Source organism: Bradyrhizobium sp. ISRA464 (assembly GCF_029910095.1).
Taxonomy (GTDB): domain Bacteria; phylum Pseudomonadota; class Alphaproteobacteria; order Rhizobiales; family Xanthobacteraceae; genus Bradyrhizobium.
This window is the reverse complement of the sequence record NZ_CP094526.1, coordinates 6,985,098-7,000,663: the sequence shown is the minus strand read 5'-3', so window position 1 is coordinate 7,000,663 and position 15,566 is coordinate 6,985,098. Positions and strand designations below refer to the sequence as shown.

Annotated in this window: 11 protein-coding genes and 2 pseudogenes; 6 read left to right on the top strand and 7 right to left on the bottom strand. The window is 64.5% G+C overall.

All coding sequences use genetic code 11. The features are described 5' to 3' along the window. Position 1: 1 nt before the first annotated feature. Together MTX19_RS32465 and MTX19_RS32460 are read right to left on the bottom strand one after the other, a co-directional pair. On the bottom strand, positions 2–3,106 hold the full coding sequence (locus MTX19_RS32465; RefSeq protein WP_280986149.1) for an adenylate/guanylate cyclase domain-containing protein: 3,105 nt from the start codon (positions 3,104–3,106) through the stop codon (positions 2–4). A 640-nt stretch (positions 3,107–3,746) separates the two neighbouring features. Further along, complete coding sequence (locus tag MTX19_RS32460) at positions 3,747–4,442, bottom strand: GntR family transcriptional regulator (RefSeq protein ID WP_280984948.1); 696 nt, start codon at positions 4,440–4,442, stop codon at positions 3,747–3,749. A 219-nt stretch (positions 4,443–4,661) separates the two neighbouring features. Here MTX19_RS32460 and MTX19_RS32455 point away from each other — a divergent pair, with 219 nt between their 5' ends. From MTX19_RS32455 to MTX19_RS32440, 4 genes are all read left to right on the top strand, one after another. Next, positions 4,662–5,957 carry an MFS transporter gene (locus tag MTX19_RS32455; protein WP_280980859.1) on the top strand — a complete coding sequence of 432 codons (1,296 nt, stop codon included), beginning with the start codon at positions 4,662–4,664 and terminating at the stop codon, positions 5,955–5,957. Between the two features lie 98 nt (positions 5,958–6,055). Beyond that, positions 6,056–7,120 carry a phosphotransferase gene (locus MTX19_RS32450; RefSeq protein ID WP_280980858.1) on the top strand — a complete coding sequence of 355 codons (1,065 nt, stop codon included), beginning with the start codon at positions 6,056–6,058 and terminating at the stop codon, positions 7,118–7,120. Between the two features lie 4 nt (positions 7,121–7,124). Further along, a complete protein-coding gene (locus MTX19_RS32445) occupies positions 7,125–8,441 on the top strand; it encodes an aspartate aminotransferase family protein (protein WP_280980857.1) in 1,317 nt (438 codons plus the stop codon). A 77-nt stretch (positions 8,442–8,518) separates the two neighbouring features. Next, the gene (locus MTX19_RS32440; RefSeq protein ID WP_280980856.1) at positions 8,519–9,814 is read left to right on the top strand and encodes an ArgE/DapE family deacylase; all 1,296 of its coding nucleotides are present in this window, start codon (positions 8,519–8,521) and stop codon (positions 9,812–9,814) included. 100 nt (positions 9,815–9,914) lie between these two features. Here MTX19_RS32440 and MTX19_RS32435 read toward each other — a convergent pair whose 3' ends face one another. Beyond that, positions 9,915–10,421, bottom strand: coding sequence for a DUF417 family protein (locus MTX19_RS32435; protein WP_280980855.1), 507 nt, complete (start codon positions 10,419–10,421; stop codon positions 9,915–9,917). A gap of 39 nt (positions 10,422–10,460) precedes the next feature. Continuing rightward, a complete protein-coding gene (locus tag MTX19_RS32430; RefSeq protein WP_280980854.1) occupies positions 10,461–10,997 on the bottom strand; it encodes a peroxidase-related enzyme in 537 nt (178 codons plus the stop codon). 132 nt (positions 10,998–11,129) lie between these two features. Between MTX19_RS32430 and MTX19_RS32425 the strand changes: the two genes are divergently transcribed. Then, positions 11,130–12,194: an AraC family transcriptional regulator gene (locus MTX19_RS32425; RefSeq protein WP_280980853.1), complete on the top strand. Its 1,065-nt coding sequence runs from the start codon at positions 11,130–11,132 to the stop codon at positions 12,192–12,194. A gap of 102 nt (positions 12,195–12,296) precedes the next feature. On the opposite strand, the pseudogene MTX19_RS32420 reads toward MTX19_RS32425, so the two are convergent. From MTX19_RS32420 to MTX19_RS32410, 3 genes and pseudogenes are all read right to left on the bottom strand, one after another. Continuing rightward, a pseudogene (locus tag MTX19_RS32420) lies at positions 12,297–12,633 on the bottom strand (redoxin domain-containing protein); the annotation flags it as partial. Positions 12,634–12,636: 3 nt separating this feature from the next. After that, positions 12,637–13,706, bottom strand: a protein-coding gene (locus MTX19_RS32415) for an IS630 family transposase (RefSeq protein ID WP_280985649.1) whose coding sequence is annotated in 2 segments (ribosomal slippage) — positions 12,637–13,176 and positions 13,179–13,706 — 1,068 coding nt in all. Because the reading frame shifts where the segments join, the coding sequence is not laid out codon by codon here. Positions 13,707–13,792: 86 nt separating this feature from the next. Further along, positions 13,793–13,867, bottom strand: a pseudogene (locus MTX19_RS32410) (AhpC/TSA family protein); the annotation flags it as partial. Between the two features lie 442 nt (positions 13,868–14,309). On the opposite strand from MTX19_RS32410, the gene MTX19_RS32405 reads away from it, so the two are divergent. Next, positions 14,310–15,503 (top strand): adenylate/guanylate cyclase domain-containing protein, encoded by a 1,194-nt coding sequence (locus MTX19_RS32405; protein WP_280980852.1) that lies wholly within the window; start codon positions 14,310–14,312, stop codon positions 15,501–15,503. Positions 15,504–15,566 lie beyond the last annotated feature (63 nt).

Below are 15,566 nucleotides of genomic sequence, written 5' to 3'. Positions count from 1 at the left end.
CTTAGGCGGTAGACGTGTGCGGCACTAGGATCGCGCGCGCAGCCGCAAGATCGACGCTGTCGAAGCCTTCGTCGAAACGGCCATAAACCGCTTCCACCAGCGCCTTGCCTTCGGCGGCGCGTCCAATGCTCCCCAGCAGACGAGCCAAGTCGACCGAGGCACGCAATTCCCATGACAGCGCCGCTCGGTCGCGCGCGACGGCGATCGCCTTGCGCAGGCAAGCCTCGCCCTCGGCGATCCGTCGTTCCGGAAACGCGAGCAGCAGCATGCCTTCGACGCGATAGAGTTCGGCCTCGGCCCATCGCTCGTCGGTTGCCTCGAGCAATTCCTTGGCCTGCGCGACGACTGACAGACCTTTTTCAGGCTGATGCGCGTCGAGATAGGTCTCTGCGATCACCGTCAGGACGTAGCCTTGGTACTGGCGAGCACCGGTAGCCCACCACAGATCCGCAGCGTTCAGCATCACCGGCAGCAATTCTTCCGGTGGTACCTGGCCGCGTCGCGCCGCGGCAAGGAAGAAGCTCGCGCCGTGCTCCATCAAGTCGAACGAAAGACGCCGGGCCAGATGGATTCCCTGGGTGGCCGATTCGATCACGCCGGGGTGGTCGCGCGCCAGCACGCGAAGCAGCGCGCTGTAGATCAGCGCCTGGCAGATGCTGGGTAGATGTTTCAGGCTCTCGGCGTGAGACAGGGCTTCCTGTTGCGAAGCCTCGGCTTGAGCGGGCCGTCCGAGCAGCCAGAGCGTGGTCGAGCGGAACGAGGCCGCGACCTCCTTGTGATCCAGCCCAAACGACGAAGCGAGCGGACCATGCGCCACCGGATCGTACAGCGACAGCGATTGCTCGAAGTGGTCGAGCGCGGCGGTTTGATGTCCGAGTTGAAACTGCACGCATCCGATGCTGCGCAGCCCGATCATAATGTAGTTGGTGTCGCCTTGCTGCCGCGCGAGGGTCAGCAGTTCCTCGGCGATCTCCCCGGCTCGCATCGTCTCGGAATGGACGAGGTGGTAGGCATAGAGGCCGGCGAGCGTCAGCAGCAATTGCGCCGGCTCGCCGACGCTTTGGCTCAGCGTGTAAGCGCGGCGGATGGCGTCGCCGGTTTCCGGCGCGGAATAGCCCTTGGTGCCGCGCAGGGCTCCTGCGCGGAGCAACTGCACCTGCAGCTCCAGGCGGTCACGCTCGGCGCCCGACGGCAACGTCTCGATAACGCGCAATCCGTCATTCAGATAGGCGAGGGCTTCGACGTTGGCCGAACGCGCCGCAGCGCGGCTGCCGGCGAGCCGATAATAGTCGGCGGCGCGCGCAGGGTTGCCGCCGTGCTCGTGATGCATGGCCGCAATCTCGGGCTGGGTTTCCACGATCTGCGGAAATCGTGTCTCGAGGATCCTGACGATGCTGCGATGCACGTCGCGGCGCCGCCCGCGGATCATGAGCTGATAGGCGGAGTCGCGCAGCAGCGCGTGCTTGAACGTATAGACGGCCTCGGGCGGGTCTCCGTTGCGATGGATGATGTTGGCGGCGATCAGCTTGTCGAGCGCGTCCATGAGCGCCGCGCCGCGCATGCTCGAGACTTCCTCGAGGAGACGGTGTGAAAATTCGCGCCCGATCGCCGCACCGATCTGGGCGATGTCCTTCACCGAATTGAGCCGGTCCAACCGGGCCAGCAGCGAGTCCTGCAGCGTCGACGGGATCGCGATCGGCGTCCGTCCTGAAACAAGCTGATAGGAGTCGCCCTCTTCGCGGAGCAGACCCGACTCCATGACGGTTTTCGTCAGTTCCTCGACGAACAGCGGCACCCCGTCGGTCTTGACGATGATCTCTTCCAGGATCTTGGCCGGCAGCGCTTTGCCCCCGGCCACGCCGTGGACCATGGCCGTCGTCTCGTCCTTCGGAAGCGGGCTGAGGTGTAGGGCGGACAGATTGGCCTGATTTTCCCAGGGGGAGATGAACTCGGGACGGGCCGTAACGACGATGAGCGCGCTCAGGGCGGGCACTTGCTCGAACAAGCGTCCCAGCACGACGAGTGACGTCGGGTCGATCCAATGCGCGTCTTCGAGCAATGCAAGTGCGGGGACGCGCCGGGCTCTGGCTGCGAAAAACACCACCAGAGCCGAGATTGTCCGCTCTTTCTGTTCCGCCGCCGTCAGATCGATTGGGGGATAGCGATCGGCCGCAGGGATCGAGAGCGCCCCGGCAAGGATCGGTGCGTACTCACGAGCGTCCAGCCCATGGCGCACGAGAATGCCTTCGAGCTTGTCGAGCTTCGCCGTCGGCGATTCGTCGTCGACCAGTCCCGCCGCTCGCCCGATTTCGCTCAAGATCGGGTAGAGCGCGTTGTTCACGTGATGGGGCGAGCATTGATAGCGGATCGCGACGTGGGGCGACGCGGTGGCGTGTTCGGCAAGCGCGGCCACAATGCGCGACTTTCCGATCCCCGCTTCGCCAGAGATGAGCACCACATGTCCCTCGCCATTCCGCGAGCGCTGCCAGCGGTCCCGCAGCAGCGCGGTCTCCCGCTCGCGGTTGACCATGGGCGAAAGTCCGTGCGATCTGAACGCTTCGAAGCGGGTGCTGGTCCGGGCATCGCGCAGGACCGACCAGACCGGGACCGGCGTTTCGAACCCCTTGAGCGCGTGAACGCCGAGCGACGCCAGATCGAAAGTCCTGCCGACCAATCGCATGGTGGCTTCGGCGATCACCACGGTGCCGGGCGCTGCCAGCACCTGCAGTCGCGCCGCCAGATTGGGCGTCTCGCCAACGACGTCCCTTTCCTGACCGGGACCTTGTCCGATGAGATCGCCGACCACGACGATGCCGGTGGCGATGCCGACCCGAACCGCGAGCTTGCGTCGCGCCGGCGTCTCCAGCTTCGCGACGGCGTCCACGATATCGAGGCCCGACCTGATCGCGCGCTCGGCCTCATCCTCATGCGCGCGTGGGAAGCCGAAATAGGCGAGGATGCCGTCGCCCATGAACCGCGCAACGAAACCCTCGTAGCGGGCGACCGCCCCCGAGCACGCATCCTGATAGGCGCGGATCACGTCGCGCATGTCTTCGGGGTCGAGCCGCGCCGAAATCTCGGTCGACCCCACGAGATCGCAGAACATCACGGTCAACTGGCGGCGTTCGGCCTCGTCCGAGCCCGGCTCGCCCGACGGTGCCGGCCTGCTGGCGAGAGCCGCGATGGCCTTCAACAGACGCTTGCGGTTGCCGAGCGAGACGCCCAATTCGACGAGATCGGCGTCGGTGAGGTCAGGCAGAATGTCGAGTCCGATTTCTGCCTCGCGAAACGCGGTCTCATATTGCTCAAGACCCAGGCCTCGCAGCCACTCTACGACGTCCATGATCGCTTCCCGCCACCACACCCTAAGGTCTTCCAACAACTCGTGGAAGTCCAGCGGATAAGTAGTCGGGAGCGATCGACCGATCCGCCAAAGGCCCTGCTGACGGGACAAAAAGGCACTGGGGCCGTGGAAATACGGATGCACCCCGCGGTTGTGGCTCGGATGTGCAAAAGCACTTCACAACCGCAAGGCGGGACATAGACGGTGTGGATCAAAAGAGGGGGATCCATCGAAAATACCATCGGCGCCCGGCGCCGCGCAGGTCATCTGCCAGAGCGCGTTCGCTGCGATGTTCAAGTGTGAGCTTGGCGCCGCACCGCGACGATATCTGCGGTGGACCCGCCCGGAGGTCGTGCTGCGCTAATCGCGCCATCGATGAGGACCGCGGTTGCGGCGCAAGGCGTCAAGCCAGCGCCTTCAATCCCGCGTGGTTTGTCGCCACCTCGTTCGACAGCAGAAGCCCTGACTGCAGCAGGATTTCCGCTGTCGCATTGATGTCGGCCTGGATGGCGGCTTCCGCGGCGGCGGGGTCGCGCTTCCTGAGCGCGTCGAGGATTTCGTAGTGATAGGCGATCATGGGCCGTCCGCCCGAGACATAGACCGCCGCGATCAGCGGCCCCATCCGCAGCCGCATGTTCTCGATCATGTCGTGCAGCACGGGCAGACCCGCGATCTCGGCGATCTTGGAGTGAAACAGCCGGTTGAGCTTGATGGCGGTGACGGTGTCGCCCTTGGTCCGCGCCTCTTCGTTCTCCTCGAGGATGCGCGTCAGCATCACCTCCGAGGTGCGGTCGATGCGCGAGGCGGCGAGCTGGGCGGCGAGGCCTTCCAGGCGTAACCGGATCAGCCGCACCTCCTGCAACTGCTCGACACGCATCCGTGGAACGCGGATGTCCTTCAGCCCGCGCATCTCCAGTGCCCGTTCCTTGACGAGGCGGAGCAGGGCGTCGCGCACCGGCGTGACGCTGACACCGAGCTGATCGGCGAGGGCCCGGATCCGGACCTTGTCGTCCGGCTGCAGCTGCCCCTCGATCAGGGCAAGGGCAATCTGCGAGTACACGGTCTCGTACAGGCTGCTGCGATCGACCTGTAAAAACATGTCTTTCACAAGGGGTTCCCTATCTCGCGACGATCCGTCCAGTCTCGATTCAACGTCCCAAAAATCTATATCAGCCCGCCTCTTTTATAACCAGCGTGCTGATGTTTGATGCATCAAAATATTCTTGACGCATCATGCATCAAATGAATACGAAGGAACTGCCGGAGATCACACATTCAAAACCCGCGCACGAACAGGGGAGAAGGAACAGGGGTATGGTTGAGCGACAGCCGATCAGGGCGGCACTGGCCGCGTTTCTCGGGACCGCCATTTTACGGGACGGCTGCCGCGCTGGTATTCGGCGATGTGTTCTTCGCCACCAACGATCCCTTCATGGGCGTTCTGGCGTCACTCGCGACTTTCGCGGTCGGCTTCGTGGCCCGGCCGTTCGGCGCGCTGATCTTCGGGCATCTCGGTGACAAGGTCGGCCGCAAGAAGAGCCTGATCATCACGCTGGCCGTGATGGGCATGGCGACCACATTGATCGGTATCCTCCCCAGCTTTCATTCCGTCGGCATTATGGCCGCCGTTATGCTCGTGGTGCTGCGTCTCGTCCAGGGAATCGCCGTCGGCGGCGAGTGGGGTGGCGCGGTGCTGATCGCCACCGAGCATGCTCCGGCGAAATGGCGGACGTTCCTTGCGTCCGCGCCGCAATACGGCAGCCCGATCGGTCTTATCCTGGCGACGCTCGCGTTCCGCGCGGTGTCCGCGCTGCCGCAGCAGGACTTTCAGTCGTGGGGCTGGCGGATTCCGTTCATCCTCAGCGGCGTGCTGGTGATCGTAGCCTTCATCATCCGTGCCGGCGTCAATGAAAGCCCCGAGATGGTCGCGCAGCTCAACAAGGCGCCGTCCCACGACGTCGTTCCGGTCCGCGAGGTGCTGAAAACCAGGAAGAAGGCGGTTGCGCTCGGCATCGGCCTGAGCCTGCTAGGCATCGCCGGATTCTATTTCATCACCACGCTGATGATCAGCTACACGACAACCTATCTGAACATCCAGCGCAGCCAGATCCTCGACATCATCTCCTGGGTCGGCATCGTCGAGCTCGCCTCGTTCCCGGTCGGGTCGTACATCGCCACCAAGATCGGCGAGCGGCGCCTGCTGCTGTTTACGACCGGCGCCGCCTGCCTCTGGTCGGCCCCGATGATGATGCTGGTGGTGTCGGGCAGTGTTGCGAACATTGCGATCGGCATCCTGGTCGCGACCTTCCTGATCGGCGCCTACTACGCGGTGATCGCCTCCTATTTGCCGCGCGCATTTTCGGTGCGCATGCGCTACACCGGCATTTCGCTGAGCTTCCAGCTCTGCGGCGCGATCTTCGGCGGCACCACGCCGCTGGTCGGTGTCTGGCTGGCCCACGCCTATGGCGTTCAGTGGGGGCCGCTGGCGGCGCTGTTCGCGCTCATTGCCGGCGGTGCGTTCCTGTCGATCTGGTTCCTGCCTGTCGAGGATGAAGCCTTCGCCAAGGTTGCGCTCGGCCGGGCGGATCGCTCCGCCTACGCCGTCAACAGCTAGACTGGACTCTCAAGCAGCAGTCGCGGCAGCCTCCTTCGAAATGGCTGCCGCGAGTGCATGTCACAGCGCAATTGTTGTATGTATGTCGGGATGCCGGAATGAATGATGTGGCGACTCTAAGCGAATCTCCTGCTTCGGCCGGCGATGTGCTGTCGTCGCATTGCACGCTGCTGCCGCTCGCCGAGGTCGAGGATCTGGTCGCGCGGATCTACGGTCTGTCAGGCTCGGTGACCCGGCTGTTGAGCGAGCGCGACGAAACCTTCAAATTCGTCGCCACGACAGGCGATGCCTATGTGCTGAAGATCGCCAATCCCGTCGAAGATCCGGCTTCGCTGGCCTTTCAGGACGGCGCGCTGATGCATCTGAAGGCGACGGCGCCTGACGTTCCGGTGCCGCGGCTTATTTCCACCCTGCAGGGCGTGCGCAGCTACGATCTGGCCTTGGCGGGCGGTGCGGTCCGGAAGGTGCGGCTGCTCAGCTACCTCGACGGCGACCAGCTCTATCGTCTGCCGGCATCAACCGCTCGCAACCACAATCTCGGCCGTGTGCTGGCGATTCTCGGTCAGGGGCTCGCCGGCTTTCAGGGACGTCCGCCCGCCGGCAAGCTGCTCTGGGACATCAGCCATACGCTCGATCTCGCGGATCTCGTCGGGCATGTCGGCGACGAGCGGCAGCCGCTCGTGCGCGGCGTGCTCGATGCCTTTGCGCAAGAAATTCCGCAGGCAGCGGGCTCGCTGCCGCACCAGATCATCCACAACGATTTCAATCCCCACAACATCCTGGTCGATCCGGCGTTGCCGCTGGAGATCGCGGGGATCATAGATTTCGGCGACATGGTGTTTGCCCCGCGCGTCAACGATCTCGCCGTGGCGCTTGCCTATCACCTGGCGACCGGCGATTGGCAAAACCTCGCGGGCGCGATCCTGCGCGGCTACGGCACCGTGACGCGGCTCGAGGTCGATGAGGTCCGCGTGCTTCCGGTCCTTATCAAGGCACGGGTGGCGATGTCGATCATCATCTCGGAATGGCGGGCGGCGAGCCGGCCCGACAACAGGGACTACATCCTGCGAAACCATCACGCTGCCTGGCAGGGCCTGCAGCGTCTGTCCGGACTGTCCGCGTCCGATCTCGAGCGGTTCGTCTCATCCAATTGCGAGGGTTAAGCACATGGCCATGGTCAACGCCTTCACCGCCGAGGACTTCGCCCGGCTCAATCCCGAGGAGCAGCGTCTGATCGAGCGGCGGCAGCGCGTGCTCGGCACCGCCTATCGGCTGTTCTATGAGCGGCCGTTGCACATCGTGAAGGGCGAGGGCGTCTGGCTCTATGATGCCAGCGGCAACAAATATCTCGACGCCTACAACAACGTCGCCTCGATGGGGCACTGCCATCCAAGGGTGGTCGAGGCGATCACGCGGCAGACCGGCATCCTCAACACGCATACGCGCTACCTGCACGAAGCCATCATTTCCTATGCCGAGGCGCTGACGGCGACGTTTCCCGCCGCGCTTAGCCAGGTCATGTTCGCCTGCACGGGCAGCGAGGCCAATGATCTCGCAGTGCGCATCGGCCGTCACGTGACCGGCGGCACCGGCATCATCGTGACGAGCCTCGCCTATCACGGCCTCACCGGCGCGGTCGCCGAATTCTCGCCGTCGCTCGGCGAATTCGTGCATCTCGGCGGCCATGTCAGGACCGTACCGGCGCCCGATTCCTACCGCGCGGCGCCGGGCGACATGGCGGAGCGCTTCGGACGCGACGTGCGCGCCGCGATCGCCGATCTCGAGCGGCACGGCATCAAGCCGGCGCTGCTGATCGTGGATACGATCTTCTCCAGCGACGGTGTAATGGCCGAGCCCAAGGGCTTCCTGAAGCCCGCGGTCGATGCCATTCGCGCGGCCGGCGGTCTCTTCATCGCCGACGAAGTGCAGCCCGGCTTCGGCCGCACCGGCGATGCGATGTGGGGCTTCCTGCGCCATGGCGTTGCGCCCGACATGGTCACCATCGGCAAGCCGATGGGTAATGGCTATCCGATGTCCGGCGTCATCGTCCGGCCTGAGGTCGTCGCGGAGTTTGGCGAGCGGGCACGCTATTTCAACACCTTCGGCGGCAATCCCGTGGCTGCCGCGGCAGGCTTGGCCGTGCTCGACATCATCAAGGATGAAGGGTTGCAGGTGAACGCGGCCGATGTCGGCGCCTACATGCGCCAGGGATTGCAGCAGCTCGGCCGCGACTTCCCGCAGATCGGCGACGTGCGCGGCGCCGGCCTGTTCATCGGTGTCGAGATCGTCGCTGATCCCTCGGCGAAAACGCCGGATGTGGCGACGACGACGCGGCTGGTCAACGGCTTGCGGGAGCGCCGCGTTCTGATCAGCGCCTCGGGGCCGAATGCCAACGTGCTCAAGATCCGTCCGCCGCTGGTGTTCTCGCGTGACAATGCGGACACGCTCATCGCGGCCCTGCGTGACGTGCTGGCTTCGCTGTAGGGCTCAGGAAACCGATCGGACCCGCGTGATCCAGCTCGCGATCAAACAATGACAAGAACCGAGAGGACATTTTTCCCGTGAGTGTGAAAGACGGCACCGCCCGGAACGCGCAAATTCTTGCCGCGGTTGACGCCCTGTTCGACGAACAGGTGCAGTTCCTGCAACAGCTCGTGCGCGTCCCCTCGCAGCGCGGCGAGGAAGCCGCCGCCCAGGAGGTCATGGCGGACGCGATGGCCGGGCTTGGTCTCGAGATCGACAAGTGGGTGATCGACGCCGACAGCATGCGCGATCATCCGGGCTTCTCGCCGGTATCGATCTCCTATGACAAATCGTGGAACGTGGTCGGGACCCATCGCCCGAAAGCCGCGACCGGCCGCTCGCTAATCCTCAATGGCCACATTGACGTGGTGCCGACCGGCGTCGCGACGTCATGGACCTACGGTCCCTATGAGCCCGTCATCAAGGACGGCTGGATGTATGGCCGCGGCGCCGGCGACATGAAGTCGGGGCTCACGGCCAACCTCTTCGCGCTGAAGGCGCTGCACCGCCTCGGGCTGCAGCCCGCCGCTACCGTGCATGTGCAGTCGGTGGTCGAGGAGGAGTGCACCGGCAACGGCGCGCTCGCCTGCGTCGTGCGCGGCTACACCGCCGATGCCGCCTTCATCCCCGAGCCACTGGAGCCGAAGCTGCTGCGTGGACAGATCGGTCCGATCTGGATTCGGGTCGAGGTGGCCGGTACGCCGGGGCATGCGTCCGGCGACTTCGGCAAGGGAGCCGGCGCGATCAACAATGCCATCGAGCTGATCCAGGCGCGTGGCGAACTCGAGACGCGCTGGAATGCGCGGAAGGGCGACTATCCGCCGTTCCAGAACCATCCTCATCCGATCAACTTCAACGTCGGCCGTATCGAAGGCGGTGAGTGGACGTCGAGCGCGCCGTCGGCGTGCGCGTTTGAGGTGCGGGTCGCGGTCTACCCCGGCCAGTCCCCGGCCGACGCCTGCGCCGAGTTCGAGCAGTTCATCACCGATGTGTCGGCACGCAACCCGTTCCTCGTGACGCACCCGCCGCGGATCTCCTATCCCGGCTTCATGGCGGAGGGCTATCATCTGGTCGGGGCCGAGCAGCAGGAGGCGGTGCTGCGCCGCTGTCATGCGGAGGTCTGGGGCGACGATCTCAAGGAGCACGCTTTCGCCGCCACCACGGATGCGCGCTTCTTCGGCCTTTACGCCAACTGCCCGACGCTGGTCTACGGTCCCTACTGCCGCAATCCCCACGCGTTCGACGAATGCGTCGATCTGGAATCACTGCGCAAGGTGACCAAGACGTTGGCGCTGTTCATCGCCGACTGGTGCGGCCTCGAGGCGATCGCGTGACCATGCGCTGCGCTGCCGATCCGGCAGAACCTCAGGCATAAGCAATTGCCGGCGAGCGGGAAGCTCGCCGGCAACGCATCGCCTTCGGCAGAGTGCCACTCTATTGCCGCGTCAGGCGAACCACGTCCTGCCGCAGGAGATAGAGCGAGACCGCGAGCAGGACGACGTCCTTCATCAGGAAGGGCACGTTGCCCGTCATCGCGGGGAAGCCTCCGGCGGCGACGTCCCAACCGTCCGGCATGAACGGAATGATGGTGACGGTTGCGATGAAGGTGCCGGTCGAACCCAGCGCGCCGAGGACGCCGAGCCGCTTGTCCCAGAAGCCCGCGAGCAGCAGGGATCCGAACGTCCACTCCGAGACGCCCAGGAAGTAGCTGGCGCCGGCGTGGCCGAACGCAGGATAGAGCCACCAGATCAGCGGCCCGTTGCTGATGAACGGGACCAGTCGTTCGAATTCATATGGCCACCACTTCTGGTAACCGAAGAAGAAGAACATGATCACCATCGCGGCGCGCACGACGTGATAGTCGAGGTCGTCCGCGAGCAGGCCGGACTTGTTGAGCACGCGGACGAGCGGGTTCTGCGTGGCGGTTGTCATCGTAGTCATGGTCGTGATCCTTTCATGTGACGGTGCGGCGCTGTTGCGTCACGCGACCGTGGGGAAGTCGATGTCGGTGTCGTTGATGCGGTTGAAGACGTTGGTGAAGACAGTCGTCGCGAAAGCGAGGCTGATCTCCACCAGCTGCGCGTCGGTGTAGCCGGCCGCCTTGATCGCCGCGAAATCGGCGTCGCTGACGGTGCCGCTCGACTGCGCAAGCTTGCGAACGAAGTTCACCAGCGCGTCGCGCCTGGCATCACCGCTCGGCTCGCCATCGCGGATTTGCTTCAGCACCTCGGGCTTCACGCCCGCGAGCTTGGCGAGATAGCTGTGGGCGGCGACGCAGTAGTCGCAGCCGCCTGCTGCACTGATGACTAGCTTGATGACTTCCTGGTCGCGCTTCGTCAGGCTGCCGCCGGCCAGCACCGCATCGGCGGCGAGGATCGACTTGAGGGCGGCGGGACCGTGGGCGGCGATCGCCGCGAAGGTGTTCGGCACGGCGCCGATCGCCTTCTTGATTTGCGCGTAGACCTGTCCGGACGGACCGGTATCGGATTCCAGATTGGGGACCGAGAGACGGGACATGGTGGCACTCCGTTAGTTGGGGTGGTGAACGATTGCGGAGTGACGATAGGCACCCGCCTTGAGACGTTGAATGTTTCGATGTCTCGAATATATGCTCTATCGTCTCACATTCGTTGTTCGCGGGAGGTCGCCATGGATTGGCTCAGCCGGCTGTTCGAGATGATGCCGGTGCGTGGCCGGCTCGATCTGCGCTGCTCCTACGGCGCGCCCTGGCGTATCGACCAGGGGCCGGGCGAGCCGAATGAAATCCCGTATCACGCGGTGCTCGCCGGCTCCGCGCTGCTGGAAAACCCGGCGGGAGGCCGGCCGCTGCAGCTCAAGCCCGGCGACATCCTGCTGCTTCCCGGCAATCCCCGTCACGTCATACATGACGGCAGTGGGGCTGCGCCGCTGCCGGCCCGCAACCGTGCGTCCCTCAACTTCACGATCAGTGAAAACCTCGGCTCGGACGAGCGGCTCGATCTGCTCTGCGGACATTTCGCGATCGCGCCGCCGCATGATCGCCTCCTCCGCAACTATCTGCCGCCATATCTGATCGTTCGCGCCGGTGCTCATTCCGGAGAGAGGGATACGGCGGCGCAGCTCGCGAGCCTCGTCTCGCTGATGCGCAGCGAGACGGCGGACGATCGGCTGGGCGGACGCGCGATGCTGAACGCGCTGTCGACGGCGATGTTCGCGCTTGCGCTGCGCCTTGCCAGCGAGACCGATGATGCGCCGCGCGGTCTTCTGGCGATGGCCGGGCATCCGCGCCTGGCGCCGGCGGTGGCTGCTCTGTTCAACGAGCCGGCGCGCGCATGGTCGCTGCCGGACCTTGCGCGTCTCTGCAACATGTCGCGCGCGACGCTCGCTCGCCAATTCCAGGAGAAGCTCGGGCGATCGGCCGCCGATCTCCTGACCGATATCCGGATGACCCTGGCCGCGAACGAGCTGAGACGATCATCCCTCTCTACGGGAGCCGTGGCTGAGTTGGTCGGGTATCAATCGGAAGCGGCTTTCCAGCGCGCCTTCAAGGGCCATATGGGGGTCACTCCCGCGCAGTGGCGCAAGACACAGGAGCCATCAGGCCGGGAGGTGTTCGCGAGGCCTGCGGGCTCCACCGTTGCAACGCTTGCAGAGACGTCCGCCTCGGCACCTTCTGCGAAGCACAGGCCCGCAAGGAAGGGCGCTGCCTCCTCGCTGGCCAATGACGATGGGTGATGGCCGCCGAGACGACCGGTCTGCAGGATGGTTGGTGAAACCGCACGATCGACGGCCGCCGATGGCCGCGGGAGCCTGCGCTCCATTGGCCGCCTCATGCCGTCACGCCTTGACCGCGACAGCCTGCTGAAGCTCCGGGATCATGTCTTCAGGCTCGGGCCGATGGGTGTAGTCGGGGTTCACCTCGGAGTAGAAGATCACGCCGTCCTGTCCGACGACATAGCGGGCTGGCATCGGCAGCGTCCAACTCGACCAGATAGTCGGGCAGATGGAAGCGCAGGCCGAACGCGGCGCCCACTTGGCCCTTTGTGTCCGAGAGGATCGGGAACGACAGCTTGTTCTGGCGCACCGATTTGCGGCTGTTCGGCGCGGTCTGCGGCGAGATCGCTACCAGCGCAGCGCCGTACTTGTCGAACTCGGGCTTCGCGGCTTCTACCAATCCTCAAATTGATCGACCGATGTAGGCCCAATCGCGGAGCGCGATTGACATGATCTTCCACGGCTGATCGATGAGAGTGTTCCAGGCGTAACAGCAGTGATCGACGATGTTGTCATAGGATTTGAAGACGCGGTTTGACAGCCAATTTTGGCGCATGAACTGCCAGATATTCTCCTGGCTGTTCAGCTCGGGCGAACGCGGCGGCAACGGCATCAGCGAGATGTTGTGCGGGATCTTCAGCTCCTTCGCTCCGTGCCACCCGGCCTGATCGAGGATGACGATGGCGTGGGCGCCAGGGCTGACCTTGCTTGCGATTTCGTTGAGATGAAGCTGCATGGCCTCGCTGTTGCAGAAGGGCAGAACCAGTGCCGCGCCGGTTCCGAGCTCCGGGCACACGGCACCGAACAGGTAGGTCGATTGCGTGCGCTGGTCGTGAGCGGCCCGCGGCCGCGATCCCTTTCTAGCCCAGCGATAGGTGAGCTTGTTCTTCTGCCCCACCCGCATCTCATCCTGAAACCACACCTCTACCGGCGTGTCCGGCGCAAGGCTGCTGCGGATTTCCTCCACGCGAGCGTGGAATTTTTTTTAAATGCCTCGATCGCCTCGGGATCCTGCTTGTACGCTCTCGGCCGCGCGCTGACGTGTGAGAAGCCGAGGTCCTTGAGGGCTCGATAGACCGTATCGTCTGACACCGAGATGCCGAACTCCTCATGCAGCCGCATGATCAGGTCACAGGCCCGCCAGCGCACCACGCCATGGATGGGCGGGGTCGGCCCTTCGTCCACGATCCGCGCCAGAAACGCCCGGTGCTCCGTGTTGAGCTTCGCCGGCGCGCCTGGCGCGGGAACATTGATCAGACCATCAGGCCCTTGCTCGTTGAATCGGATCACCCAGTCGCGAAGCGTCTGCCGGTCCATCCCGCCGACCTTGGCGGCCTCCGCCCGCGATGCGCCATCGAGCACCGCAGCGATCGCCAGAAGGCGCCGGACCTGATCGCTGTCCTTCGCCCGCCGCGCCAGCCGGCGCAGCTCAACCGCTGCAAAATCCGTTCGAACCGCAATCGGCTGGCCCATGGCAACTCCCTCCAGTTGCCATGTTGAATCATCGATCCTCTGATTTGGGAATGCCCGCCGTGAGTCAGCACCTCAGCGGATTGGTATTCCAGGGCCTGCAGCTCCATATTGCAGTACGGGCACCACACACCGCGATAGAAGCTCAGCACCAGCGGGCCGCGCCCGAAAACGATCCGGTTTCGACGACCCGCACGAACGTCTCCATGGAAGCCAGACGGTCCATCCTATTCTCCGCAGGAATGAGCGATATCGCTCCGGCCTATCTGCCACGTCGCGTCTGAGTTGACCATCTCTCGACTGCGTCCATTCAGCCTGTGAGCGGAATGGCGAAGGATGCCCTGTTCGCCTATGCGATGACGGGAAGTGCGGTTGCGGGCCTCGCTGTCATCGCTGTGCCGCATCTGGAGATGCTGCTGCGCTGTGTCCTCCATGGCCGGGGCTGAACGGCGTCAATCTCGTCCACCCGCTGCGTTCTGGGATGCCGGCCATCGGCGCCCACCGGCAACCTGATGCGCACAATCGCGATGGAATGTGTTGACGTCGTCGAGCGGGAGCACGACATAGTCGGTACCGCCGGATCCGGGTCACGCTCAGGAGCAGGATATGAACGCGCCGCCAAACACCGATTCCGCCGCCAGGGATTCAGACAACGACGTCGTGCACTGGCTGGCGAATGAGACGCGCGACGAGCGCTTCATCGACAATATCTTCGCCGAGCTGTGCGTGCGGCTTCAGCGCGCGGGAATTCCGATCAAGCGGGCATCCCTCCATCTCCTGATCCTGCACCCCCAATGGCTCGGCGCCCGAGTCTTGTGGGCCGACGGGATGCAGGAGGCCGCAATTACGCGGGTCGACTACGACGTCAGGCAGCGATCCGAATATATCGGCAGTCCGGTGGAGGAGATCCAGGGCGGCGCCGCCGAGATACGCGAGAATCTCGAACGCGATCCCGCGCTGGGCCGCAAGCATAGCGTCTATGACGAGTTGCGGTCGAAGGGCCTGACCGATTATGTGGCGTGGCCGATGTACCATACGCTCGGCAAGCGGCATGCGGTGGCCTTCTCAACCGACCGGCCCGGCGGCTTCGACGACGCACATATCGCGGGCCTGCAGCGGCTGATGCCGATCCTGGCGCTGGTCAGCGAAATTCGCATGAAGAACCGGCTGGCACGCACGCTCTTGGAAACCTATGTCGGGTCGCATGCGGGCGAGCTCATCCTGGCCGGCGCCACCCGCCGCGGCAGCGGAACGACGGTGCATGCCGCGATCATGATCTGCGATCTGCGCGACTTCACCCGGATCTCGGACAGCTGGCCGCGCGACGACGTCATCGGTCTGCTGAACGACTATTTCGACGCGATGTCGGAGCCGATTGCGCGGCACGGCGGCGAGATCCTGAAGTTCATGGGCGACGGTCTGCTCGCCATCTTTCCGCTCAGCCAGCCGTCGGCCTGTGCAAACCTGCTGCATGCCGTGACCGAGGCGCGTCAGGCCATGGCCGCCCTGAACGAGAAGAGCCGGGAGAGCGGTGGGGCCCCGTTGAACTTCGGCATCGGCGTCCACGTCGGAGACGTCATGTACGGCAACATCGGCTCGCGCACGCGGCTCGACTTCACCGTCATTGGGCCCGCGGTCAATATGGCTTCGCGCCTCGAAACCCTCACCAAGCAGTTGGGACGGACGGTGCTGCTGTCCCGCGCGTTCGCCGACATGGTCGCAAACGATTTCGATCTCGAACGCGTCGGCGAATTTCCGGTGCGCGGCTTCAGCGACCCGATCGAGCTGTTTGCGTATTAGCTGAGGTGGGCGACGACTTCGGCGCCGATGATTTGCCCGGGTCGCTCTGCTGAGCGCGGCTTA